At 40.0% G+C, this 25,813-nt stretch carries 27 protein-coding genes; 11 read left to right on the forward strand and 16 right to left on the reverse strand.

What is annotated here, in order from left to right; genetic code table 11:
• Positions 1-386: 386 nt before the first annotated feature.
• Positions 387-1,769: a cytochrome P450 gene (locus V7K45_RS26485; protein WP_335007944.1), complete on the reverse strand. Its 1,383-nt coding sequence runs from the start codon at positions 1,767-1,769 to the stop codon at positions 387-389.
• Between the two features lie 188 nt (positions 1,770-1,957).
• Between V7K45_RS26485 and V7K45_RS26490 the strand changes: the two genes are divergently transcribed.
• The 5 genes from V7K45_RS26490 to V7K45_RS26510 all read left to right on the forward strand — a co-directional run bounded on the left by V7K45_RS26490 (position 1,958) and on the right by V7K45_RS26510 (position 7,370).
• Entirely contained in the window at positions 1,958-4,171 is a 2,214-nt protein-coding gene (locus V7K45_RS26490) for a phosphoketolase (RefSeq protein ID WP_335007946.1), read from the forward strand.
• A 670-nt stretch (positions 4,172-4,841) separates the two neighbouring features.
• A complete protein-coding gene (locus V7K45_RS26495; protein ID WP_335007948.1) occupies positions 4,842-5,747 on the forward strand; it encodes a hypothetical protein in 906 nt (301 codons plus the stop codon).
• A 1-nt stretch (position 5,748) separates the two neighbouring features.
• Entirely contained in the window at positions 5,749-6,456 is a 708-nt protein-coding gene (locus V7K45_RS26500) for an alpha-ketoglutarate-dependent dioxygenase AlkB (protein WP_335007949.1), read from the forward strand.
• Positions 6,457-6,709: 253 nt separating this feature from the next.
• Positions 6,710-6,970: a DUF2281 domain-containing protein gene (locus tag V7K45_RS26505; protein ID WP_335007951.1), complete on the forward strand. Its 261-nt coding sequence runs from the start codon at positions 6,710-6,712 to the stop codon at positions 6,968-6,970.
• Positions 6,957-7,370: a type II toxin-antitoxin system VapC family toxin gene (locus V7K45_RS26510; protein WP_335007952.1), complete on the forward strand. Its 414-nt coding sequence runs from the start codon at positions 6,957-6,959 to the stop codon at positions 7,368-7,370. Before V7K45_RS26505 ends, V7K45_RS26510 begins: the two co-directional genes overlap by 14 nt.
• A 35-nt stretch (positions 7,371-7,405) precedes the next feature.
• On the opposite strand, the gene V7K45_RS26515 is transcribed toward V7K45_RS26510, so the two are convergent.
• Positions 7,406-7,576 (reverse strand): DUF4926 domain-containing protein, encoded by a 171-nt coding sequence (locus V7K45_RS26515; RefSeq protein ID WP_335007954.1) that lies wholly within the window; start codon positions 7,574-7,576, stop codon positions 7,406-7,408.
• A gap of 90 nt (positions 7,577-7,666) precedes the next feature.
• Between V7K45_RS26515 and V7K45_RS26520 the strand changes: the two genes are divergently transcribed.
• The gene (locus tag V7K45_RS26520) at positions 7,667-8,026 is read left to right on the forward strand and encodes a hypothetical protein (RefSeq protein ID WP_335007956.1); all 360 of its coding nucleotides are present in this window, start codon (positions 7,667-7,669) and stop codon (positions 8,024-8,026) included.
• Complete coding sequence (locus V7K45_RS26525; RefSeq protein ID WP_099102030.1) at positions 8,023-8,424, forward strand: type II toxin-antitoxin system VapC family toxin; 402 nt, start codon at positions 8,023-8,025, stop codon at positions 8,422-8,424. The genes V7K45_RS26520 and V7K45_RS26525 overlap by 4 nt, the downstream gene beginning before the upstream one ends.
• A 15-nt stretch (positions 8,425-8,439) precedes the next feature.
• Here the strand turns inward: V7K45_RS26525 and aroH are convergent, their stop codons facing one another.
• The 3 genes from aroH to V7K45_RS26540 form a co-directional block, all read right to left on the reverse strand.
• The gene (aroH, locus tag V7K45_RS26530; RefSeq protein WP_335008009.1) at positions 8,440-8,853 is read right to left on the reverse strand and encodes a chorismate mutase; all 414 of its coding nucleotides are present in this window, start codon (positions 8,851-8,853) and stop codon (positions 8,440-8,442) included.
• Between the two features lie 102 nt (positions 8,854-8,955).
• A complete protein-coding gene (gene sppA / locus V7K45_RS26535) occupies positions 8,956-9,777 on the reverse strand; it encodes a signal peptide peptidase SppA (RefSeq protein ID WP_335007960.1) in 822 nt (273 codons plus the stop codon).
• A gap of 544 nt (positions 9,778-10,321) precedes the next feature.
• Positions 10,322-10,618, reverse strand: coding sequence for a hypothetical protein (locus V7K45_RS26540; RefSeq protein ID WP_335007962.1), 297 nt, complete (start codon positions 10,616-10,618; stop codon positions 10,322-10,324).
• A gap of 468 nt (positions 10,619-11,086) precedes the next feature.
• On the opposite strand from V7K45_RS26540, the gene V7K45_RS26545 reads away from it, so the two are divergent.
• The 4 genes from V7K45_RS26545 to plsY all read left to right on the forward strand — a co-directional run bounded on the left by V7K45_RS26545 (position 11,087) and on the right by plsY (position 14,584).
• Positions 11,087-11,881, forward strand: coding sequence for an MlaE family lipid ABC transporter permease subunit (locus V7K45_RS26545; RefSeq protein ID WP_335007964.1), 795 nt, complete (start codon positions 11,087-11,089; stop codon positions 11,879-11,881).
• Positions 11,882-12,006: 125 nt separating this feature from the next.
• Positions 12,007-12,393 carry a DUF3119 family protein gene (locus V7K45_RS26550; RefSeq protein ID WP_194043054.1) on the forward strand — a complete coding sequence of 129 codons (387 nt, stop codon included), beginning with the start codon at positions 12,007-12,009 and terminating at the stop codon, positions 12,391-12,393.
• Between the two features lie 136 nt (positions 12,394-12,529).
• Positions 12,530-13,804 carry a DUF3086 domain-containing protein gene (locus V7K45_RS26555; RefSeq protein ID WP_335007966.1) on the forward strand — a complete coding sequence of 425 codons (1,275 nt, stop codon included), beginning with the start codon at positions 12,530-12,532 and terminating at the stop codon, positions 13,802-13,804.
• A gap of 96 nt (positions 13,805-13,900) precedes the next feature.
• Complete coding sequence (plsY, locus tag V7K45_RS26560; RefSeq protein WP_335007968.1) at positions 13,901-14,584, forward strand: glycerol-3-phosphate 1-O-acyltransferase PlsY; 684 nt, start codon at positions 13,901-13,903, stop codon at positions 14,582-14,584.
• Positions 14,585-14,663: 79 nt separating this feature from the next.
• On the opposite strand, the gene V7K45_RS26565 is transcribed toward plsY, so the two are convergent.
• The 11 genes from V7K45_RS26565 to V7K45_RS26615 all read right to left on the reverse strand — a co-directional run bounded on the left by V7K45_RS26565 (position 14,664) and on the right by V7K45_RS26615 (position 25,494).
• Positions 14,664-14,921: a hypothetical protein gene (locus V7K45_RS26565; protein WP_335007970.1), complete on the reverse strand. Its 258-nt coding sequence runs from the start codon at positions 14,919-14,921 to the stop codon at positions 14,664-14,666.
• Positions 14,922-14,984: 63 nt separating this feature from the next.
• Positions 14,985-15,224 (reverse strand): hypothetical protein, encoded by a 240-nt coding sequence (locus V7K45_RS26570; RefSeq protein ID WP_292735900.1) that lies wholly within the window; start codon positions 15,222-15,224, stop codon positions 14,985-14,987.
• Positions 15,225-15,573: 349 nt separating this feature from the next.
• The gene (locus V7K45_RS26575) at positions 15,574-16,146 is read right to left on the reverse strand and encodes a hypothetical protein (RefSeq protein WP_335007972.1); all 573 of its coding nucleotides are present in this window, start codon (positions 16,144-16,146) and stop codon (positions 15,574-15,576) included.
• 37 nt (positions 16,147-16,183) lie between these two features.
• Positions 16,184-17,842, reverse strand: a complete 1,659-nt coding sequence (locus tag V7K45_RS26580) for a hypothetical protein (RefSeq protein WP_335007974.1) — start codon at positions 17,840-17,842, stop codon at positions 16,184-16,186.
• A gap of 8 nt (positions 17,843-17,850) precedes the next feature.
• Entirely contained in the window at positions 17,851-18,546 is a 696-nt protein-coding gene (locus tag V7K45_RS26585; RefSeq protein ID WP_335007976.1) for a hypothetical protein, read from the reverse strand.
• Between the two features lie 46 nt (positions 18,547-18,592).
• Positions 18,593-19,414, reverse strand: a complete 822-nt coding sequence (locus tag V7K45_RS26590) for a hypothetical protein (protein WP_335007978.1) — start codon at positions 19,412-19,414, stop codon at positions 18,593-18,595.
• Positions 19,415-19,508: 94 nt separating this feature from the next.
• Positions 19,509-20,558, reverse strand: coding sequence for a hypothetical protein (locus tag V7K45_RS26595; protein WP_335007980.1), 1,050 nt, complete (start codon positions 20,556-20,558; stop codon positions 19,509-19,511).
• Between the two features lie 130 nt (positions 20,559-20,688).
• Entirely contained in the window at positions 20,689-21,543 is an 855-nt protein-coding gene (locus V7K45_RS26600; RefSeq protein WP_335007982.1) for a hypothetical protein, read from the reverse strand.
• Positions 21,544-21,786: 243 nt separating this feature from the next.
• Positions 21,787-24,534, reverse strand: coding sequence for a hypothetical protein (locus V7K45_RS26605; protein ID WP_335007984.1), 2,748 nt, complete (start codon positions 24,532-24,534; stop codon positions 21,787-21,789).
• Positions 24,488-24,859: a hypothetical protein gene (locus tag V7K45_RS26610; protein WP_265276060.1), complete on the reverse strand. Its 372-nt coding sequence runs from the start codon at positions 24,857-24,859 to the stop codon at positions 24,488-24,490. The genes V7K45_RS26605 and V7K45_RS26610 overlap by 47 nt, the downstream gene beginning before the upstream one ends.
• A 14-nt stretch (positions 24,860-24,873) precedes the next feature.
• Complete coding sequence (locus V7K45_RS26615; protein WP_335007987.1) at positions 24,874-25,494, reverse strand: hypothetical protein; 621 nt, start codon at positions 25,492-25,494, stop codon at positions 24,874-24,876.
• Positions 25,495-25,813 lie beyond the last annotated feature (319 nt).

Genomic DNA, 25,813 nt, shown 5'->3' on the forward strand with positions numbered 1-25,813 from the left:
AAAAAGCCAAAACATAGAGGTACTGGACAACGAGTTGAAGCTCCTAAATTTCATATCACTAATCAGTCTTTCAGCCTTAACTGAACCGTATTGAACTATGGGGGATTATTTAAAAACATTGAAAATCTATCTAAATATATAGATGAAAGTTATGAAAAAGAGGGGGAAAGCAGAAAAGGAACCCCATATTTAAAAACAGGGGTTTCAAGACATGGACGCTGCTAAGTTATCGCACTACGTGGCGGGTATTATCTTCTTTTTTGTTCTCCATATTTAAAAATAGGGGCTTTATACCTTATGGGGAAAAGTTTTTTCTTTTTCCCTTGCCCCTTACCCTTTCCCCTTCTTGGTAAGTTTGCTGAACGCAACCATCAAATACCTCAGCATCAAACAGCAGTTGTTTGTAGAATGGGAGACTTGACCTGACGTTGACTTGTGACAACCATTTCAATGGGACGATCTGGCCCTGTCACCAAACCACGGCGTTTAGGTCGCACTTCACCTTTATTAACTAGTTCTAATTCCTTGCTAGAAAGGATTTGAGCAAGTGCTAGCTTCATTTCCAACTGGGCGAATGCTAGCCCAATACAGCGTCTAGCACCACCGCCAAAGGGCAAGTATTCATAGGCAGAAAATTGCCGTTCTAAAAAGCGTTCTGGCTTAAACTGCTTAGGTTCTGGATAAATATCTTCCCGTTGGTGGGTCAGATAAATAGAACCAAGTAAGACTGTACCCGGTTCTAGTTCGTAACCGCCTAGCGATATCGGTGTTTTTACTTTTCTGGGAAAAGTTAGCATACCTACTGGGTAAATCCGCAATGTCTCGCAACAAACAGCGTTGAGATAAGGTAATTTGAAAACGGTTCCGGGATCTGGGTTATCGCCCAAGCTATCTAATTCTTGCAGCAGCTTTTGGCGCACTGATGGTATTTTGTGAATCCAGTATAATGCCCATGCTAAGGCTGTGGCTGTAGTTTCATGACCAGCGACTAACAGAGTCATCAATTCATCGCGCAATTCTTCATCCGTCATGGGTTGACCGGCTTCATCTCTAGCAGCCATGAGTAAGCTCAGAATATCCGTGCGTGATGAATCTGGTTGTTCTCGACGTTCCCGAATTTCCTCGTAGAGGAGTTCGTCAGCTTCTTGCTGAAGGCGCATCTGGTTTCCCCAGAAGTTAATCGGCCCAAAATCTCTTTGCAAAGCTGGAAAATAAAGCAAAGCCACACTTAAGCGAGAACTGGCCTTTTCTAAAAGCTCGCTCAAAAAGTTCTGTAGTTTTTCGGCGCGAGGCCCTTCATGTAGACCAAACACAGCTTGCATAATCACCCGCAGGGTAATAGCTTGAGTCGCAGACCGAATATTGAAGGGTTTGCCTATCTGGTATTGGCTAATGACTTGCTTGGTGACATCGGTAATCACCTGACTATAATTCCGCATTCTTTCGCCGTGAAAAGGAGGCATTAACAACTGGCGGTGACGCTGGTGTTCTGCGCCGCTGATGGTAATCACAGAATGCTTTCCTAGCAACGGTTCAAACACCTTATTTAGATCGCCAGGGGCTTCTAATTCCTTGGTATCAGTTGTCAAAATTTGCTGTTGCGCTTGGGGGTTGCTGACAATCACCAAAGGAGGAAGATTTTTGTCTAATCTGAGAGTAAAAATCTCGCCATAGTTTTTGGCACAAGCCTCCATAAATAACATCGGATTAACAATCCAGCGCACTATCTGTAAAAAAGCTGGGATTTGTGGCCCATTTGGGAATTTCATAAATTTTTTTTGCTACTTAATATTTTTTTGCTACTTCAACTAATTGAAATCTTGGTTGCGTAACCATTTAAAGTACTTATTCTAACGTTGCAAAAAAGCAATAAACTGTTACAACCTCGAAGATGTAAAATTTTGGTTAAATTCAACGAGCATCTACAGTTTCACCTCATCGTCAAAAGGTACTCAGCATGACTGCAATCTCCGCAAAGGCATCTTCAGCGCTTCCCAATTTTTCGGAAGGCATTCAATATTTTGGTGAAGCGTTACCAGATTTTGAAACTTATGGTGCAACACCTGCTATAGAGTCGGGCAAAATAGCGATCGCATTTCCCACAGATAAAGCAGCAGTGTATCAAACTTTACTTGCTGCCGATGCCTTACGCTACCTGACTTTGCAAGTTACCGGCAGTAAGGCTTCTGGCCATCCCGGCGGATTTGCCAGCCAAGCAGAAGCTTACGCATCTCTTGTCATGCTGGGATACAAGAACATTATTACCGAAGTCGGACACCACGCCCCCGGATTTTATAGTGCCATGTTCTTGGATCGTTCGCTAGAGGACATGGGAATTTTTACAGTCCAACAATTGCGCGATCGCTTTCGAGAAAAGCACGGACTTTTAGGACACCTTTCTGGTTACATTCCCGGTATTCTCGCACCTGCGGGGCCTTTGGGACAAGGGCAACACTTTGCAATGGCGGCTGCACTGTTGCACAAAGATAAATTGTTCCCCTTTACAGTTGGGGATGGTGGATTGGGTGAGCCTTATATTGTCAGTGCGATCGCACATTTCCATACTGCTTATCCTGCTGTCACCAACTTTTTACCGGTGTTGGTGTGGAACGGTTACAGCCAAGAACATCACAGCATGGTTTCTTTAAAAACCAACGAACAGATGCAAGCATATTGGCAAGGTAACGGTTTTGATGAAGTGGTGTTAGTGGATGCGAAGGATTTCGACGATCAAAACCAGCCAGGGGATTACGTTGATAGTACCGCCTTTTCCTTTGAGAAACGCCTAGAATTTACTCAAGCAGTACTTTCGGGTGTAGATAAAGCAGCGCGATCGGCCCTTGGTGGTAAACTTACCGTCTTCATTATTAAACAACTCAAGGGTGCAGGAGTTCACGCGCGGGGTGCAAAATCTCACAACTTGTATCCTAAAGATACGTTGGACGCGCCACATATTATTAGTGCATTGCAAACCCGTGCTTTGTCTGCCGAAGCTTGGCAATTGGTAAGAACAAATGCCGAACGCGCCGGTGGTGGCCCAGCAGCAAAAACTGTGGTGACAGAATTTGAATTCCCATTGCCAGAATTAGGCGAATTGCCTTTAGAAGAATATGCAGTCGGTGGCGAACCAAAAGTTTCCACAACTGCGATGGGACGATTGGTAGGAATAGTTGGAAATAAAGACCGGAATTTTCTTGTCACCAACGCCGATGGTAATGAAGCATCTGGAATTGCCAACATCAACCAAGCATTAAAGATTATTCATCCCACAACCGACGATTTATATAACCAAGCACCAAACGGACAAGTTTATGAGCCATTGAGTGAAGATGCTTGTGCCGGTTTAGCTGCGGGTTTAGCGTTAATGGGTGCAAGAACTTTGTGGTGTTCTTACGAATCTTTTGCCATCAACGGATTACCAATTTGGCAAACTGTGACTCAAGCAATGGCAGAATTGCGTCGTCGAACTCCCTCAACTATTACTTTATTCACAGCAGGCGCATTAGAGCAAGGGCGTAATGGTTGGACTCACCAACGTCCAGAAATTGAAGCTTACTTTGCTTCATTGATGCGAAATGGAAATGTTTTCCCATTATTTCCGCCTGATGCTAATAGTATTCAAGCCTGTTATGACTGGGCGTTAAAAACTAAGAATAAGGGAATTGTGATTACAGCAAGTAAATCGCCATTGCCAATTCGCACAACTTTAGAACAAACTCATCAAGGGTTGCGTGATGGTGCGGTGCTATTGCATGAAGTTGCTGGCGATAAACAAGTTGTATTTGCTGTAATTGGCGATATGACATTAATGCCAGTATTTGAAGCTGCTGCTTTCTTGGAAACTGAAGGTATTGGTGCCAAGATTATTTCTGTAATCAATCCTCGGCAATTGTACCGTAGCGATGATACTGCGTGGGATACCTGTTCTGAACCCGAAGGCGGTTTCTTAGATGATGCAAAATTTGCCGAATTATTTGATGGCGATGCGTTAATTGCTGTGACGGGTGGTGCTGCGGGGATGCTGGAACCAATTTTGTTGCGGAGTAGGGCGAAACGCGATACTTTTGCGTGGAAACGTGGCGAAACTACAGCCAGTGCTGGAGAGTTGATGGCATTTAATGGATTGACAGCTGAAGCGTTAACAAAACGTGCGATCGCGTTAGTGCATTAAAGTTCGTAGTAAGGACTTTAGTCCTGGATTTTTAAGCACTGAAGTGCTTACTACAAACTTATCATATTTAATGGGACAGACTACTAGAATAATTTCTACTTTTATCGCATTTATACGTATAGAAACGCTGAAATTGCGTCAGAATGCGTATATTTGCGTTTTTTTATTGAAGAGAACTTAGCAAGCAGGAAAAATGGGAGTAGATTTGCTGAAATTCTCTGACAAAAGCTGGTTTTGAAGTCACAAAAGCTGGTTTTGAAGTCGCAAAAGCTAGTTTTGGAGTCGCAAAAGCTGGTTTTGGAGTCGCAAAAGCTAGTTTTGGAATCACAAAAGCTGCTTCACGAGTGACAAAAGTAGGTTTACGAGTTCAAAACTTGATTTATTTACAAGCCAAGACAAAGCGCGATACATTTTATGGAAAATATGGCGTTTAATGGATTGACTGTGGAGGGTTGAGGAAAGGTGCGCTCGCATTAGTGCATTAAAACTGGAGGCAATCTAATGTGATGCTCCTACCTAAGTGTTTTTCTGGATAAAAGCTAGTTAAAAATACAGACTCTCCATATTCAATTAAAGCAATATTATTTAAGGAATATTACCCTTAAACTTTCTGTTATTTATAACACATAATTTTTAGTTGTAGTGCTGAATAAAACTGCGACTGTTGATTATGGAAAATTTAATCCAAGCGATAAAATACCCAGTACCTAGCGACATGAAGGAATGTTTTGAACAATTAGTAAAACGTCCTTACAATAATCATATTAAGACAGATGCTTGGCAGACAGAAATACTAAATACAACTGCCGATTATCATAGAAAATCTATTTTAGAACAAGGAACAGCAGATTTTAGTGTATCTTTTAATGAACTAAATCCTGATGCCAAAGTCTTACTATACTGCTATCAATATATGCAGATGCATGTAATGAGTAGCTATCATATTTTTTGCAAGCACTGGGATTTATTTAATGGTTATGTTTCCTACGATAGCGATCCATACTTCCATAACCCATCTCCACTATTTATTGATTTTGGTTGTGGCCCACTAAGTTCGGGTTTAGCATTCGCCCATGCATATATGCAGTTTATTAGTTGTAAAAATAGAATAGCTTTTCATTACATTGGAATTGATCGAGCTAAACCTATGCTTAAGAAAGCAAAAGAATTTAGTTTAGGTAGACACTTCAGTAAAGATAGCACCTTTGATTTTTTAGAAAGCTATAATGATCTTGTAGGTATGATAAGTAAATATATATCGCAACAGCCTGATATATTAATTATTTTAAATTTCTCCTATTTTTTTGCAAGTACATCACTTAACGTACAAGATTTAGTAGGTATAGTAAGAACTATATTGATGCAGTACAAATTCAATCAAGTATATGTTGTATTTCAAAACCCACAAGTAGAAACTAAAAATATTAAATGGCATCAATTTAGAAGTTTATTACCACAGTTTGAGAGCGTAATAAATGGCTCGTTAAAAGAAGAAATATTTTATGAATATACTATGAATGACTATAATAATTATAAGGCTGTACAATTGTACTACGATTTATTAAGAATAAAATAGTATGAAAACGAAGAAGAATAAAGCTAGTGACAGTAATAATAATCAACAAATAAATACAGTTAAATCAAGCCCAGACATACAGCAACTAGAGCTAAATTTAGTCTTTGAGGTTTCCAAACAAGATAGTTCTTATAAGATTGTCGAAATTAATGAGATAAATGGACTCAAATATATCCCCGAATTTATCACTCAATCAAAGCATGATTACCTTCTACAAAAGCTAGACGATAAGTGTTGGCTGTCAGACTTCAAAAGAAGGGTGCAGCACTATGGCTACAAGTATAATTATAAGGCTCGAATAATTGATACTTCCATGCAAATAGGCGCCTTACCAGATTGGGCATTAGAGTTAGCATACAAGCTATATGAAAATAATTTGATTGATACACTACCCGACCAAGTTATTGTGAATGAATATTTACCGGGTCAAGGTATCACTAGTCATATTGATTGTGTTCCTTGTTTCACTGACACAATTATTTCTCTAAGTCTAGGCTCTTTTTGTATTATGAATTTTACAAACGTTTTAACAGGTGAAAAAATACCTATACTGCTTGAACCTAAAAGTATAGTAATCCTCAAAGAGGATGCTAGATACAAATGGACTCACAGCATTGCTCCTAGAAAAGTTGATAAGTTTCGAGGACAAGTGATAAGACGAGAACGCCGAGTTTCATTAACTTTTAGAAAAGTTATTTTAGCAGGGTAAGCGCATCTAATTCACATTAGGCGTTTTATTATTAAATTTCAAGTAATTTTTACCTTTGATTCAGTACATTAGGGTTATATTGCTAAGGTTTCTGAACTTTCTGGCTGTTTCAGCCAAGTTAAAACATTATATTAAGCAATATTTGATGAAGACGAATGCACAGATTTCAACTTCACCAATCACCTCACTCAGGTTAAAAAGTAGTCTATAATAAGGTCATACTGAAAATTTTCCTCAATCTTAAAAGTTAATTATGCTTATAAAATTTGAAGAAATATATAGAGATATTGATACTTTACCAGAAGAAGCTCAAATATTACTACTTGATTTTATTCAATTACTCAAAAAGCGTTATCCACAACCAGAATCAGAAAATCATAGTCAAGAAAAAAGTCTCTATGAAAAGTTTGATGAAATTGGATTAATTGGTTCTTCTTCTGTTGACGAAAATTTATCAACCACATATAAAGAAGTTTTATCTAATACATTAGATAAAAAATATGATCATCGTTGATACAGGATTTTGGTTAGCCCTTATTGATAAAAAAGACACTCACCACCAAAGAGTAAAACAAGCTTTAAAACAATATAATGAACCTTTAATTACAACATGGCCTGTTGTCACAGAAACTTGTTATCTTTTGGTAACTCGCAAGGGAGTTGAAGCTGAAATTATTTTTCTAAATAGTCTACAACAAGAATTATTTACGATTTTTAATTTAGAACCTCATCATACTCCTCGAATTATTGAATTAATGAAAAAATATGCTAATCTTCCAATGGATTTAGCTGATGCTTCCCTAGTAATTTTAGCAGAACATTTAGGGCATGGGCGCATTTTTTCAGTAGACCAGCGTGACTTTAATACCTATCGTTGGAAGCAAAGTTATCCTTTTGAAAATCTTCTATTTTGAAGTAATTATAAATTTATCAGCCGCGATCGCGCAATTTATTTTCTACCAATGGGACGTACTTGTATGCTGTGGAGTGAAACAATTGCCACAGTTTCACCATCCGATGTGACAAATTCAACCTCATATCCTTTCCCACCCTGATGCACTAAAACAACTGTACCTATATCACCCTCTTCTAAACTATTTTCTGGGAGATTGCTAGTCAAAATAAGCCGATGAGTTCTTAAATCATCGCGATCAATCTTGCAGCCTCAGCCAACTATAATGTAATTAAGTTTTTACGTAAGGATGGAACCATGACTAATACTCAAAAGATGGTTCGCTTAAACTTAGATTTGTCACCTGAACTAAATCAGATATTAGACGAACTAGCAAATAAAATAGGCACAAATAAAGGTGATGTTCTGCGTCAGGCTATAACCTTGATGCAAATTATGGTTATCGCTAAAGAGGAAACCAAAAAATTAGGAGTTACAGAAGCAAACCAATTAATAGTGAATGAAATCATCCTCTCATCTGAGCAGCAGCCAAAACCTCATCCACTAGACACATTTATGGAAAGGCTTGGCCCTTGGGAAGATGAACGTACTGCTGAGGAAATAGTTAAAGATATTTATGATAGCCGTACTATTTCTAACAATGACATCAGTCTATGACTTATTTACTTGATACCGATACCTGCATTTATTGGATTAAAGATATTAATCCAGTCAAAACTAAAGTTAGAGAAATAGGATGGGAGCAAATTTGTATTTGCAGCATCACGGTTGCTGAGTTGTATTTTGGTGCTTATAATTCTCAACGAGTCGTGGAAAATTTAACTCGTGCAGAAGAATTTATTCAAAACTTACCCGTTGTACCTTTAACCGATCCTGCTTTGAGAAAGTATGGTGAATTAAAGGCAGAACTCCGTAGAATAGGACAAACTATTGCTGAATTTGATTTACTAATTGCTAGTGTTGCAGTTGCAGAAAATTACACTTTAGTAACAAACAATATTCGTCACTACAGCCGCATTTCTAATTTACAGTTGGAAAACTGGATTTCATCTTAAAAAATATTAACTAGTTTACACTTTTGACTTAACTGCTTGCTGTGATGCTTGTAAAGTCTGAGGCAAACTCCAGTCGGGACGCAAGCTAGCGGCGTTGCGTAAATAAATATGATGAATTGAGGCGGAAGTTGGCAGATAGGCGTGGATTAAGAACCGAATACAGCGCTGTAAGCTGCCTTCGACGTGCATTTGCTGCACATCCAACATGGCCACATTATCCCAACCAGGACGCACTCTTGCGATCGCAGCTGGAAAAACTGCATCCAAATCGCGTGTCACTGAGAAAGTTACACTAATGATATCCGTCGGCTGGAATTGATTTCGGTTTTCCAGTTCATCTAGTAGTTCTGTCACCACTTCTCGGATTGTCTCAACAGTATTTTCTGAAGCGGTTGTTGCTCCGCGAATAGCCCGCATTTGCCAGTCCACGCCAAAATCCTCCTTAAAACACAAAGGTGAGGAGTTAGGAATTGAGAATGAAAAGTTAAGATTTTTAACTCCTAACTCCTCACTCATCACTCCTAACTCATATTAGGGTCGATATAACCACAGAGGTAAACCACTAGTAGACATTTCAAATTCCAGCCAATCAATACCAGCCCCAATTCCTGATGAAAACTGACGACTTCCTGGTATAAAGCGACTCAATAAGGGTTTACGTTCTTCTAGGGTATAGCAGAGAGTTTTTTCTGGATCGAGACCAACCAGTTCTGCTGTCCAACGACGGGCATCTTCTTCTGTGCCCAGGCGGTCTACAACACCCAAGGCTAGGGCTTGCTGTCCAGTAAAAATCCGACCATCAGCGAAACTTTTCACAGCTTCTACCGTTAAAGAACGGCCATCAGCTACCGTTTGGACAAACTGCTGATAACTTGTGTCAATCAACTCTTGCAGGATGTTTTCTTCTGGTTCAGTCAGTTGCCGATCGAAAGCCAAAATGTCTTTGTAAGGGCCAGACTTAATTACCTGGAAGGAAACACCAATTTTTTCTAGCAAGCGTTCCAAGTTATTCCCACGCAGAATCACACCAATGCTACCCGTAATCGTACCTGGGTTAGCGACGATGTGTTCGGCTCCCATGCCGATGTAGACTCCTCCAGAAGCCGAAATATTGCCAAAGCTAGCGACGATTTTGATTTTCTCGCGTAAACGCTTCAGGGCACTGTAGATTTCTTGAGAATCTCCGACTGTACCGCCAGGGCTATCAATACGTAGCAATAATGCCGGAAACTTTTTTTCTTCTACAGTTTTCAGGGCTTCTAGGACGCGTTTGCGAGTAGCACTGGCGATCGCACCAGTAATTTCAATCCGCGCAATTTGTTTTCTAAACTTGGGCTTAAACGGCCAAACCATGAGCTGTCAACATACCTCGTAATAAATTCAATATAAGATCCCCAACGGTCAGACGACCTGCTTTCCTCTGTTAAGAAACATGAGCAAGCATTGCGATCGTCAGAATTTTAAGGAAATTTTTATATTTTTCAGTGAGTTTTATTTGATATTCTCAATTAATACTAATCAAATCCTCAAAGATTGCAGCTAGCATAAAATGCCAAACTCTAGTTTAGCGTTAACCTGATGATTTAGAAAGGCTATTTTAGCTATTTTGCAAAATTAAAAGCTCTCAATGCCTTGTTATTCTGGCTTTTTGAATGTTTGAGGACTGGTTTTACTAAGATCGCACACGTTTATTAGTTGTCAGTAATTAATCACTAATAACTAATGAATATATAAATATTTAATCAATTACTTCGACACTCAATTTAATTAATACAAATTCATTCAGCAACACTAATCTCTATTTAGGTTATAGACTAGTAGTACTTTCACTCTTGGAAATATCACTTTCTCCTGTCTTCTACAGCCGAATAATCTCTTGATGAAGCGATTTCACTACTCAAGAATCTATACGTAAAATTTGATACCGATAATAGACAAACATATCAAACAGTGCCCCAACGAAACTACAGGTCAAGCTAATTACAAATAATCCGCGTAGGGGAGTTCCACTGCCGAAGGTGGCGAGAAAATGCATAATCTCAGTAGCGATCGCCTCAGTTAAGTCTTGTAAACCAGGGATATTACCAACGAGGGATAGAAGGAGCAATCCGCCGCCAACGAAAAATATGGGAAGGAGAAAACTAAAAATGATTGTGAGTAGTAGGGAGCGGAGAAAGTTAGTGAAAATAGTCATTTAAGACAAACTCCGTGAGTAGAGATGACAAAGGCAAGATAGCGGTTTGTCATTTTCTACAATACGGGCGATCGCTCCAGAGCAACGAATCTGTCAAAAATCTTAAGTTTTCATTAAAATAAACGGGTAGCAGTTACAGCCCATGCTGGGGATATAAAAAGCGACTTAAATCTACAAAAGCCTTGTAAAATGGAGTTTATAGCCAAGGGGACTACTTATTTATTGCTTTGCAGCACGTTTAAGAACAGCTTTATTTTCTGAGAACATCTTTAATCTAAGTTAATATTCAGTCTTCTTGGGGGAGTAGGGAGATGAGGACAGGGGAGCAGAGGAGCAGAGGAGCAGAGGGGCAGAGGATTATAAAAAATAATCAATTCCCCATTCCCCATTCCCCATTCCCCATTCCCCATTCCCCATTCCCATGACTTCCGCTATTCTTAAGGCAGTTACCGAGTTAGCTACAGAACATTGAACCAGACTACATCCAAATCTAGTTTAGGGGAATGGAGTCAGCGGCTGCTGGCGGCGATTTTTCTGGGTGGACAAGTACTAGTTCACCTATTGAGAGGCAAAATCCATCGGCGCAACACTTTAGAACAAATGGCAGCAGTTGGGCCAGATTCCTTATTTATTGCCCTATTGACGGCTATTTTCGTTGGCGCAGTGTTTACCATTCAGGTGGCGCGAGAATTCATCAACTTTGGTGCAGGAAACATTATCGGCGGAGTCCTTTCTGTAGCGTTGACACGAGAACTCACTCCTGTGTTAACAGCAGTGATTTTGGCCGGACGAGTCGGTTCTGCTTTTGCAGCAGAAATCGGTACCATGCGAGTCTCAGAACAAATCGATGCCATGTTGATGTTGAGAACAGACCCAATTGATTACCTGGTTATCCCCCGCGTTCTTGCTTGCTGTTTCATGCTACCAATTTTAACTCTTCTGTCTTTAGTGACAGGGATGTTCGGAGGATTTATCATTGCGACAAGTATTTACAACCTGTCTGATACGGTATTTCTAGACTCAGCCCGTAACTTTCTTGGTCTGTGGGATATTTTTAGCGCCATGATTAAAGCCTGTTGTTTTGGCATTTTAATCGCTGTAATTGGTTGCAGTTGGGGGTTGACGACAACAGGAGGTGCCAAAGGTGTAGGACAGTCAACTACAACAGCTGTTGTGACTGCCTTGCTGATTATATTTGTTAGCAACTTCTTTCTTTCTTGGTTAATGTTTCAGGGGACTGGCAGTGCATTCATAGGGCTATAGAAGTGAGGAGTTATGAGTATGAGTTATGAGTTAAAATTCCTCACTCTTAACTCTTAACTCTAACTTCTAACTCCTGACTCCTAAAATAGGAGAGATGCGTACTAAACAAAGCAGGATTTAAGACTGTGACCAGTTCATTTGTTTCTAACTCCACATCAACTGTGGAACTCAAGCCTAGTTACAATATACCGATAGTGTTGGTGATTGCCGCGATTCCACTATTGTTGGTACAACCTTGGGTAGGCTCCGTTTTTACGCTGTTTGGTTTGTTTCTCATGTTTCAGGCGTTAACGCTGCGTTTGCAATTTACCGCTACCGACTTAGATATTTACAGAGGCGAAAAATTGATTCGCCGCTTTCCCTACCAAGAGTGGCAAAACTGGCGGATCTTTTGGAATAGAGTCCCCATTTTGTTTTACTTTAAAGAAATTAAAAGTATTCACTTTTTGCCGATTTTATTTGACCCCAACACCTTGAAAACTTGTTTAGAACAACGTTGTCCGCGTATTTAGTGCTGATTGCCATCTGTTCTGAGTCGTTTTGATATAGACTCAGAACTCAGCACTCATGCTCAGGACTTTTATGGCAGGTCAATTGTAATATTTCTGAAAGCTATTTATTCGCGTCATAGGAATTACACTATTGTTTATGAACCCAGAGGCATCTCAAACCCCAGAACCAATTGATGAGCGGTTGGCAGAAAAACCAGAAAACAACAATGCAGGTGAACATCCAGTAATTCCATCAGTTGAGCCAGTGGTAGACACAAAAGCCATTAGCTCATCAGAGGAGTACACAACTTTTGAGCCACTCATTTCCAATGCAGAAGTGGTAGATTCTACAGTAGAGCTAACAGAAAATTCAAATGGCGAGTTTGTAGCGCAGTTAGAAGCGGAAAATGTCGCTCTGGGGTCTGAAATAGGATCGGGAAATAATTCATTATATGCAGAAGCAGAGCAGCGAGTAGCAGAGTTGCAGAGTGCTGAAGTAGCTCTCAAGTCAGAAATAGCCAAGCTGCAAGCTTCTTACGAAAAGCTTCAGACACAAGTGAGTGAAACTCAAACCTCGCTGGGGCGAATCGTGCAAGAGTCGCTAGTCCAGTTAGAACAACGCAAACAAACGCTGCAAATTTCTGTAGAACAACTAGAACGCCGTCAAGAACGTATCCGCAATGAGATGCGAACCACTTTTGCTGGTACATCACAAGACTTGGCAATTCGGGTGCAAGGTTTTAAAGACTATCTCACGGGTAGCTTACAGGATTTGGCCTCTGCTGCTGAACAGCTGCAACTAACGCCAAGTGTGGTAGAACGAGAAAAACCAGCTGTAAAAGAGGCTAAACCAGCTGAACCCCAACCTGGAATACCCCAATTTGCCCAGCAGCAGTTTCAAGATACTACCAAGCAAATTCGCCGCTTAATTGACCAATACCGTAATAAACCAGATTACTACGGGCCACCGTGGCAACTACGCCGTACCTTTGAACCAATCCACGCTGAACGAATCTCTAACTGGTTTTTTACCCAAGGAGGAAGAGGTGGTTTGCGGACAATGGGTAGCCGCTTACAAAATATTTTGATTGCCTCAGCGGCAATTTCGATATTACACAAGCTCTATGGCGATCGCGTCCGTACTTTAGTTTTAGCTAATACACCGGAGCGATTAGGTGAATGGCGGCGTGGCTTGCAAGATTGTCTAGGAATCGGTCGCCCAGATTTCGGCCCAGACCGGGGTGTGGTATTATTTGAGGCATCTGACGCTCTGGCTCAAAAAGCAGACCGATTGACGAAAGCCAATCAATTGCCTTTAATTATCATTGACGATTCCGAAGAACAAATCAGTCTGTCACTGCTGCAATTTCCCCTGTGGTTAGCCTTTGCCCCTGACCCCAAAATAGTGAGAAACTATGATGATGACTTTTAAATGAGTCATTGGTCATTGGTCAAGAGCTATTACTCTTGACTTTTTTAAATTTTGTTAGCGTAGCGTCTCGTAGAGAGCGTCATTTTGAATTTTATTATGGCTATTTGGTTAACTCTGTGCGGAGCAATTGTGGTCATAGCTTACCTGCTGGGTTCTTTTCCCACTGGCTACATTGCTGTGAAGCAGTTAAAAGGTATTGATATTCGGGCAGTTGGTTCCGGTTCCACTGGCGCAACTAATGTACTAAGAACCTTGGGTAAAGGGCCGGGAGCATTGGTTTTAGTACTTGATTCGTTAAAGGGAGTATTAGCGATCGCTTTAGTTTATTGGTTGTTCAACTTTGAACCAATTAAAAATTATATCCCTCCAACAGTAGATGCACAACTGTGGCAACCGTGGTTGGTAACAATATCTGGGTTAGCTGCCATTCTAGGACATAGTAAATCAATTTTTTTAGGCTTTACTGGTGGTAAATCCGTTGCTATTAGCTTGGGGATTCTGTTGGCAATGAGTTGGCAGGTAGGTTTAGCAACAGCGGGTGTGTTTGCCGTCGTTGTGGCGATATCGCGGATTGTCTCTTTGAGTTCAATTGCAGGTGCGATCGCAGTTTCCATTTTCATGGTAATTTTGCATCAACCTTTACCCTATATTCTGTTTGGGATTGCCGGTGGGTTGTATGTGATTTTGCGTCATCGCGCTAATATTGAACGACTGTTTGCGGGAACGGAGCCAAAAATTGGGCAACCTGTAGCGACAGAACCCGAACAAAGTGCATCATAGGTAAGTGAGAGCTAAACTCAAAACTTATCTTTCAGAAACAGAGAGCTTCTTCCAGAATTACTGTATTGACATTTTCGGCTTACGAACTAACGTTGCCTTTAATTAAACGGTGGAAAAGGCGGCAAGGCCACAAACAAGCTCCACAAATACTGACTGAGGCGATGGCGGCCACAACTCGCCAATTTGAACTAGACCCAGTGTCAGACTCTGAAGGATGAGCTTGTGTGTTTTTAGCTAGTTTTGGCATTGAATGAGATAGCTGACTGGCTGTACTCACCCCTTCAATCGCTGCTCCAATTAGATAAGCTACTAGGGCAATTACTAGCCAGTTATTCATAATATTCCACTGTTTGAACTCTGAGCGTATGCTTGGCAGCGAGCAATAATTTGATTTTTCGGACTAATGATTCCCGCCTTGCCCTAAAGATAATCGACCTTCAGCCGTATCACGAATTAGGGGCAGTTTAGATTTTATATAAGTATTGAGAGTACTATCTGACTGAGCATCAAGTCCCTGCTTGGCTTTTAACTGCTGGAGAAGCAATTGTACTAAAGCAGCATCGTCAAACTGGAGTAGGGTGTTGACCTGGGTAGACTCGATTACAGCCCAAAGCTGTTGCATCATTTTCGCTGTCACCATGAGTCTGTAACCTCTTAAGCTTTTCTTTATATTTACACAATTTTGGAATTTGTGGTTAGTTTTTGTCTGAAGATTTATAAAGATATAGGCTAAAAATGCCTGAATCAGTTAAATCTGTTAAGTTATAGCGTTTTTCAATGGATTGCACTAGAGTAGTAATCCACGCTTTATCTTAGCCGTGCTATCTAAAGAAAAAAAACTGCCCAAAGACTTAAATCTTCTCTAACCTTTTTTATCAGCAGGGAATTATGGCAGGGCTTTTGATCGGCCACAATGCAGACATACGTAGGCATCAACGCTTTTTCTTGGAGGGAAAACTCTGTGGCTATTGGGTAATTTTACTAGAACTTTATTGTAAAACTCTCGAACAAGCTCCTTCCTGACCAGAAGGATCGGGAAAAATTGCTAAGGTGTGATATTCAGGATTATCTGTTTTATATATCACTTTAAAAGTATACAACTTGTTTTTACCTTGCGCTTCGGTAACAACTGTTAAAAGTGTATTGCTAGTGGGAGGAAGTCCAGGAATGTCCAGTTTTTGAATTCGTCTGAGTTGAATTACATTTGCTGAGGAGTTTTTACAATCTCCTGAACTACTATTAGCTTCTTGACCAAACTGCATACATACTGGCCCATCAAAATCCATAGTTACCTGTGATGGGTCATTTAACCAAACTTTTTTAATTACTTCTCCAGCCGGAATAAAACTTAAGTTTGTTCCTTGTTGATACCAGACATCAACCGTAGGTACTAGTCCCCCTAAACCTTGTGCTTGACAGGAAAATATGGAACGCAGAACGGCGTTATTAGCTACGGCGCGACCTACCAAGAAGAACATAGCAACCGAGAAAATTAAGGAAGCTATAGGTAGGAAATAAGAACATTTTGGATTATTTCCTGACAATTTAATATTCTTTTTCATGGTTGCAAATATCTAAAATTGCTATAAATCTTACCTCTTAAAACTGAGTTGCTTGATTAACATATATTTCAATATTTGTGCCTGCTGGCAAAAACCAAACACCACCTTGTTGAGACATTTGGGCGATCGCTTGTTGATTACGTTGGGCAATTTGGGGTACTACAGAGTTCATACCACCTTCTGCAACCCCAGCTAAAAGGTTGCGTCTGTTCTCAGTGATAGTAGTATAACCAGTAACGTAGCCGTTGTTGCCGTTGTTGCCATTATTGCCGTTGTTGCCGTTGTTGTCGTTCTCGATAGGATTGCCGTTAGAGTCGATGTTGCTTAGGTTACCGCCATATAAAGGCAGAACTCTGGTATCAGGGCGATTTATTAACTCTGCTGCTTTAGCAATACCTCCCAAAACAAATAGTCCTGCATCCATCGAGGCTATAGACGAACTTTGACCGGGATATTTATTGGCAATTAAAGGTTTACCTTGGGTACCGCGAAGAATAATTGCATTGTTGGGTAAGCTTCGTTCTACAGGGTTGCCATTATTTTGCGAGATAACCTTGACTACGTTCATCTGCAAAAGACCTTGTTCGGAAAGCGAACCAATTTCAGTTAGGAATTCGGTGTTTGCAGGTAGAGCGACTGTACCATCGGTAGATTTAAGTGGTTCTTTCAATCGGATTACAAATACGTTTTTCGCTTCATCTGCATCACCACCACCGCCTGACTTATTACTAGTTTCTCCAAATATTGCTGTCGCCAGCACAGCTTTGGCACTACTCCCAACTGCTACAGATTTCTGTCCCTGCGGTTGGGCTTGACTGACCGCAGGATTGTCCTGTTGTGGGGTTTGTTCGGGATTGGGGTCGGGATTGGGATTTGTTGCCTCTTGCTGCGGCGGCGCATTGGTTGCAGGTTCTAAAGTAGCTATATTACTAGTAGGTTGATTGCTAGCATTAACTTGACCATAGCTACCCAACTTTGCTAACCTTGCCCACTCTTCAAATGGGCTTGGTGGAGTTGGTGGAGTTACATTAACTACTGGTTGAGTGGGGTTCACAACTGGTGGCTGGGGCGATAGCGAAGGTTGAGAAGCAGGTACTCTAATGATGCGCTCAACTGTCACTGTCCGAGGTACATAAGCTGTTGGTGGGGGTGTTGGGATCACTTTTTGTCTAACTGAGGGTTGTTGTAAGGCTACTGTCGGCGTTGATTTGGCAATTCTCAGCTGTTGTTGGGCAGCTCTCACCATCTGTGCTTGTTCAGTCAGGGCTAATTTCGTTTTGAGAGTATCTACTTGGGCTTCCATCTGTTGAGATATGGATTCATCAGTAGGCTGCTCTTGCACTGGTGGAGAAACAATAGTTTTTGGCTTTTGATTGCTACTACTCATCAATTGAGACAAAAACACACCACCTACCAAAACGATCGCTAAGGTAGCAGCCCCTACCAAGCCTAACTTGGCAAAGGGATTAGATGAGAGTGCTTGCTTAGTTTGAACTTCTTGTGGTTGAGATAGCGGCTCTGGCGGCGTTGCAGAGTCTTCCGATCCTTCGGTGTCACTAGAAGATTCTTCAAAGCCAACCAGCCTTGACATCCGCGATTCCCAATCTACAGATTCTACTTCTGGTTGGCGATCGTCGGTAGTTAGAGTAAATCCATTTTGAGGAGGCGTTTCGGCAGGAATTGAGTATCGGGTCATGGTAGAGCCTAGTTTGGATTTCCAGAACAATTATTATCTTTAATTTCACATATATTATAAATTTCTAATCTGGCTTCTCCAAGGCGGTAAGCTGCAAACTGCGATGGTAGTGCTGCATTTGGTAGTGAAGTTACAGGTCGATCTATTGCTCTTACGAAAATTTGTTTATTAAAGGAAACTGATTTACCTAATTTATCATAACTGTTAAAAATTAATTGATTAGCAAGTATCTCTACTTTCCACTTTCCATTACTTATTTCTCTCGGTTGAGAAACTTTTTGGATTACTAAGACATTCTCCGCTCCTCTATTAACATTTTCAAATTGGCTATCTGGATTTAAATTAGTAATTTCTGACTTAAGTTTTTCTTTAAAATCATCAGCTACCAATTGGGAAGTAATTTCCCAGACTTGTGTTGGTGGCTGTTGTTGTGACCAAGTAAGCATTAAACTCATAGTTTCACCCACAAAGCGCCGAATCGTCTCTGGTTGCCGCTCTAAATTGGGTTGGGGGTCTACCGTTATAGCATGACCATCAACAAGTTGCACTAAACTTTGAGGAGTGAGTTGTCGACCTAACTGTTGCAACATAGACCCGTGAAATATTAGTAACAGCAAGGTAAATAGATGTAAACCAAATGTTCCTACTGCCAACAGGGGTAAAGGGCTATTTTTTTTATTATTTTCTGGTTTGAGTAATTGCATTAATAATGGATCGCATAAATTGAACTATCTTCACATAAAAAATTGATTATCTGACAAAACTATCAGATGTTTGTCCAGTTCCGCATTGTTTTGATTTATCTGCGTTTAGGTTGTAGTCATCTAGCAAACATAAGTTACGAATTTCATAAATTTCTAATCTATCAGTGCGGACACTATAAATTGCTTTTTGCAAGTCGGTGCTATTGTCGGCTTGGGGATTAGCGAAATAATCTGATGCACGTACAAGGAAATCTTTATTAAAAGGAGTTATAAGTTTTGCACCACCAACTCGATTTTTTTGAACTAAGTCGGCTACCATACCCACTTGCCACTTCCCTGGTGCAATTTGTTTTGGCGGATAAACTCTTTTAATTACTAGTTGTGATGTCATCGCTTGGTTGGGATTTTCCGAGAAAACTTCTGGCGGTGTCATTTCTGCAACTGTGCTTAAAAAACCTTTACGAAAGTCTTCTGATAAAGCAAAACTAGCTACCCAACTACTGGTAGTAATTTTTTGGCTACCACCTTGCGGTGTGTTAATCAGTATTCCTAAATCTGGTTTGGGGTTTGCGACTTCTTCAATATTTTGTGGTGGTAAGGTTCCAGACCAGCTAAACATTGAGATCATCGTTTTGCTGATAAATTGGCGAATTGCTTCTGGTTCTCTTGCTAAATCATCAATATTATCTACTGGTTTACCATTGATTAATTGCACAAAGTTAGGAGGTTTTCTCAAGCTGAGTTGGCGAATATTTAGCCCTTGTAATAAGAATAAAAATAAAACTAATATATGTAAACTGAAGGTTGCGATCGCAAAAAAGGTCAAAACACTTCCCGTTCGTTGTCTTTTTTCTAGTAAACGCACCATTTCTTCACCTCCTCCTGCAAAAAAACTTCAGCTATTATATATGATGTTTTGCATATACTTACTATTTACAACACTTGCAAAAATTTTATATTTCCTATATCCTCTCCTTTACTAAAGAAGCCGTACTGTTGATGGCGCTGAAGACTGCAAAACCACCAGCAGCAGCCACAACTAAAGATAAAATTGGTGCTAAAATCCCCAGAAAAATTATGAACCACATTAAATCTGGATCGACATTAGCATTTTGACCTGGGCCATTGACAATCACTGCGGCAGTCAGCACAGCAATAATATTGAATGAAATTTTGGCGATTCCAATAGATAGAAATCCAGTCAGCCATGCAAAAATTGGTTTACCAGCTACAGGTAGCAAAGATCCACCTACTGCTATTGGCCCTAAAGCTGCTATTAACAACATGGTAGCTTCTATCAAATTCTGAAAGGCATATTGTAAGGAAACTAAAAAGTTTTTGATGCTCGTTTGGACTGTAGAACCTAACAGAGAATTAAATGAGGTTTCTGATACAATGCCAGTGCCATATCTGATATTATCTACCTTTGTTTGTAGTCTATTGATCCAGCTTTTATTTCCATAAATATCTCTATATTTCTGCCAGAGAACGTTAACTTTTTCAGCAGCTTTCACAAAACATTGACTTTGTTGTTCGCCAGTTAGTGATTGACAAGGACGTAGTAAAGAACCAGCTACTTCTTCAGCAACACTCATATTCAGTGCTTGCTGATATATTTTATCTGCATCTGCTGATACCACTACTTGCTGATTCACGGTGTTTAAAAAATTCCGCACTCCCAGCGTCAGATTAGATAGTATACTTCCATTGCCTGAATTACTTAAAAGTACTACCACAATAAAAGGCCAAATTAAAGCTGATATGGGACGGGTGTATTCGTAGGATATTAAGTCTTTGAGGAATTGTATCATAAAAAATAACAAGGTTCCTACAGCAAAAAAAATACCCAGATTTGTCAGCGCTCCATATAAGTTATTACTGGTGTTATTTTGTAATAAATCCAGCCATTGTTTGTCCCAACCTTCGGCAATACTTTGGGAAGTTGCGGCACCAGTATCGAGAATCTGATCGATGCCTACTTGGGCAAAAGTTAGTTTAATAGAAATTTGCATTTTGAATTGATGGGCTATTTTCTAAGATTTTGCCAGGTGTGTTAGGAAAATAACCCACCCCCCTAAACTGTTTTTTAGATTTACTATTGGTTTATCAAAATTTAAAGTATTTTAAAAATGGTCTAAAAGATTAGAGTTTTTTTCTCTTCAAATCCAAATTATTAACTTGTCTGCCAAACAAATCTAGTTGAGAAGTCGCTCGTAAAAGTCGCGCTGCTTCTGTAGATGTTTCTACTCTCCGAGCGCGATTTGCCTCTTCCGCCTGCTGAGAAATGTTTGCTAAATTTAAGTTAGAGTATTGCAAAGCCTGATTATTTTGTAATGTCTGACCAAATGTTTCAGCGACAATTTTTATTTGTTCCTGTTGAATTTTCATCATTTGCACTTGACTAACACCTAGCAATTCTGCCAATCCAGAAATAGCATTTGCTTCTGGAGTGGCTGCTTTACCTGCACTACTAATACCAGATTTAATTTGATTGATAAATGTATTATTACTATCCTGTATTTCCTGAGAAAATCCCTCAATATCTTCCAGAGATTTCTCAGTATTTTCTAACTTCGTTTTTGTCCGTATTTGTCCATTTTTTCCCAGTACACCTACCGCTACTCCACGGGTAATTATACGATTAATTTCATTACTAACTAAATTTCCCCGCACTGCTGCATTATTCTCAAAGCGACTTGATTTAGCATCTGAATTATAAGAGTAGTTAATTGAATCATCACGAATTTTTTGTCCCGCAGCAACGGGGTTAGGTATCTTCAAATCTCCCTTGGCATTCTCAATAGCAATTTGACCCTGGCCTTGTTCTAAAGGGTTTAAGGTATACTTCAAATTATATTGAAAGTAATCTTGCATATCTTGGGAATATGATTGAAAGTCACTCCAAACCTGACCTAATCCACCCGTCTGAACTTGTGCTACTGCTGGTAATATTGCCAGGGATAGCAAGGTAAAAGTAAAAATGGTAGTTTTTCGCATATATCTGTGCCTGAGAAAGGTAAACTACATTATATAGTGAGGTGAAAATTTAGCTTTTGAACCGTGCTAATTTTAGATTTTGGATATTAGATTTTGGATAATAGAATTAGTTTTTCGGTTCAACTCCCGTTGCAATGCCCTGTAAATCTAAAACACGCTCGGAAGTTGTTAATGCTACGCTATGGGAAATCTAAAATCCAACATGGTTTATTTAATTCACTGTTAACTGCCTTAAGAACCCAATTAACTACTACGCAGAGTCGCCACTAACTGACGTGCAAAGGCAGAAATTGCTTCATATTTATCACTGTGAAGTTGCATCATTTGGCTACGTGCAGTTTGTTCATAAGGGTTATTAGCAACTGCTGCCAATTGTTCGTAACCTGGATAGTAACGGCAGAATGTATAAATACCGTTATCATCTAATAACCATTGGCTATAAACGCCTTCTTTCCGGGGAAAAAAGCTTTCTGAGGCATTACGAGAAATAACTTGGCGGGGATATTTCAAGATGTCTGCAAAACTATCTACTGCAACTGGCTGAATGCGTCCAATCAACCGTGTTGTCAGGTTTTGCAATATTTTCGATGCAGCTTTAGATTTAGCAATGGTGTCAGGATCTTGTCCTGATAAAATGACTCTGATCCCAGCTTTAGCACCGTTCGCACAAATTCTACCAACTAAGTCAGAAATTTGCTCGAACTCAAACAAAATTGGTGCTTCGTCGATAAAGAATATGGAAGCTGGACTACTTAATGCGCGTCGGAGTGCGGCTGAATAAGCACTCAAAGAGAGTACGGCTGCATCTTCACTATCTGATAAGTTTCTGAGAGCAAAAACTAAAAGTTGTGCATCGGTAGGAAAGCTGGATGGTGCAGAAATGGCTTGTCCCACGCGGCTAGAAAGCCAAAAACGTAAGCGCAACTGAATTTGACTCAGAGCGTCTTCAACTCTGCCAGTTAAAGAACTTAGCTGCAAGTGTTCTGGCGAGCAAAAGAAGAGAAAATCTTTTAAAGTGGGGGTTTTCTGCCAAGCAAGAGTGCCAAATCCTCCCTCCATCGCCTGTCGATATCGCTCTTTGATGCCCTCATCTCTAAAGAAGGCTTCTAGAGCCAAGTTGAGCAGCGATCGCACGGTTTGCGATAAAATTTGACTTTCAGTGGACGATCCTAAAACCATTGTCATTAACGCTGATTCGAGGAAGGCGGTATAATCGTTAAAGCGATCGCGCTGTTGTTCTGCTTCTAGCGATCGTAAATCTGGCTGTTCAAATAAGTTATTCGATTGTTTGGAAATATCAAAATAGGCTCCATTCCCCTCCATAAACTCTGTGTAGTCAGTGAAAGTAGATGTCCCATCAGGTTTTGGGAAATCTAACGCCACAACCGGAATCCCATGCGCTAAAGCCTGAGTTAAAATCCCTGACACCAACACCGATTTACCCGCACGAGTTGTCGCAAACAAAGCTAAATTTTTGTGCTGATTAAATAAATCTAAATGTATGGGAGTTCCGCCTTCTTCAGCAATCAACTCAAAGCCTTGTTTATCACCTTTTTTGGTTAAAACTAGAGGCATTAATCCCGGAACTTCACTGGTTAAATATAGCTGGCGACGGTTGAAGGGTGTTGCTAATAAACCCTCCCAAACTATTGGTAGAGTTTGCAGCCAAATTTTCCAGGCATATTCAGTTTCCCTAATTACTCTGGCTGGACGTTGAAAACAGTTTTCAATATATCTTGTTGCCTCATCTAATTTTTCTAAGGTTGGACGATGTACTAAAATAGCGACACTCGTATAAATCGGGACTGCACCTTCAAATAGCTGCTCTTGCGCTGCTACCGACTTCTTCAACTTTAATTGAGCGTTGACATCAATAGTTTTACTTTTTTCTTGAGCCATGATGGTTGTCATGTTTGACTGCTTCAGCACTCGTTGCAGAGTAGTTTTTACCAATGCTGGATTTGCAGCAGTCAACTCGCAAAAAATTTCTGTATCTACTACTGTTTCTCTGGCTAAAAGTTCCCATAAATACCGCAGTTGAGATGATTTATTAACCCAACCACCGGGTTTTTCCAGAAATGACAGTGCGCCAATATAACGATTATTAACATTAACCCAGCGGCGATCGGCACAAGGTACGCTAGATTCCATCAGCAAAGTTGTGCCGTGGATATTGTCTAGAAGTAATTTAGTACTAGCTAAATCTGAATTAACTTGTTCGTGTAATCCTTCTTCATCTAAAGTCATTAACTGGGGAATAGCTATTGGCTGCGTATCATTAAACCTTTTCCAGATTTCCCCCCAGAGTTCATCAGCAGTTAAAGGTTTGACATCCAATCCCATTTTGTTAGATAAGATTTGTTCCCAGCGGAGAAAGCCCTGATTGTAAGCATTTGTAATCAGGGTTTCGATACGTTGGTTTTCTACTTCTAAAAGATCGCCTTTAAATTTCAACCACCAGGATTCAGCTTTGACTAAAAGCTTTTCTATCCAATCATCTGCATGTTGCGAGTTAGATTCAATCGTGTAAGTTACATAAATCCGCAAAAATTTAGGTTTCCGAATCCCAGAAATAGTCAGTTCTTTAATTCTGGCTCTCTCTGCCATCAACAAATATTTGATGTCTCGCGATGATGCATTTTTGATTAATGTTGCTAACTCTTTTTGGCGCTCTTTATCTGAACTAAAAGAACCCAAGTGTAGCGTCATTCTTTCACCACTAGGAATGTCTTTTAATCCGGCTTCAATGTTATTAAAAAGTGTATCAATCTGTTCAGGTCTTAAGGTAGTATGAATTCCCTTACAATCAAAACCAAAAACAAAGCAGAACCGATCTTTTTGAGTACCTTTTGTCAACAGGTAAGCGCCAATATCACGTCCATTCATTGCAACGCGCAGCATTGTTGCCAAGTGCAAGGCGTCTTCAAATGGCGTTAATCTACTTTCATTTCCGGCGATGCCGACGCTTTGTTTTCCGATTTTTTGCTTCATGGTTAACTTCCAATAAGCTTTGATAACGAGCAAAGCCTCTTGTCCAAGCGGGAACGCCAATAAATTTACTTAAAAAACTCCAACTCCTACCACCAGTTAAAATCCACCAAGTTCCGATTCCCCAACCAGTCATTAGTACTGTCCACAACCATTTTTGAAATTCTTCTTGGAAAATCCCCCCAAAAATTCCATTGATAATAAAATAGGAGGCTAAGGCAATTACCGTCCAAGGAAGAATTTGATCGGCAGGAATTGGCCCTAGTGAAGGTTGGCTTCCCAGAACTTGATTGACTGGACGAAATTCTTGTTCCCGCTCTTGAGACATTTGAAATATCTAAATTATTTATTAGGGCTAGGGCCAATTACAAAGCCTGTAAGTACATCAGCAACGGTAACAGCAACAACCACTAATAGGGGAGTTCTGGCGATGCTTTGCCAATCTTCATCTTTACGCACTGCGTTAATCACACCAACTAGGGAGATTGCAATATAGAGTAAGTAAATCGCCCGCAAAACATTAAATATCAAACTTATTGCTGTGTTGCTATCACCACCTGTGGTTGCTGAACCACGGAAGCTGTTTTTGAAAAAGTCTTCAGCTTTCCCAAAAAATTGAGCTTGTGCAGGGGCTGCGAACCAGTCTAACCAATATAAACTCAGAACGATCGCTGCTGCTAAAATTTGTAATAATATTAGCGATCGCCTTGGTAAATTTACTTGCTGACCAATTTGCTGGATGATGACTGCAATTAAACTACCAACAAGTAAACAAAAGACCAGAATAGGACTTTTGAGGCTGATAACGCTAACCAATACAGCACAAGCAATCAAAAAAGGTACAGATTCAAGCAGAATAGTCAGACAGGATTTAAATGCCCGTCTTAACTTGTGAGATTCTTTCGCCGCACTACCAGTTAAAGCTTTGAAAAAGTTTCTCTCGTGAGAACTTTGTCTAAACATTTGCTAATTTCCTATGTGTACTATAACTAATCCTTGTATCGAATTTTACAACTAATCTAATTCAACATGCTTTAACATCATTCATTATTAATTAAATTATAAACCTGTAGTAAAGTTCTACATTCTACATCAGTATTCTAAAGTTAAGTTAACATGATATTAAGATTTATCTAAAAACAAATTTCTTTGATTCTCTGATTTAAGAAGCTGGATTGCAAATATCGAGATTGAATCGGTAGAGTCCTCTCGACTTTGAGAATTGTCTCAATCTTCTCATACAGATAGCCTCGATCGACCAACTTCAAAGCCTTGACTTTTT

The sequence above is a fragment of the Nostoc sp. genome, assembly GCF_036917375.1.
Taxonomy (GTDB): domain Bacteria; phylum Cyanobacteriota; class Cyanobacteriia; order Cyanobacteriales; family Nostocaceae; genus Nostoc.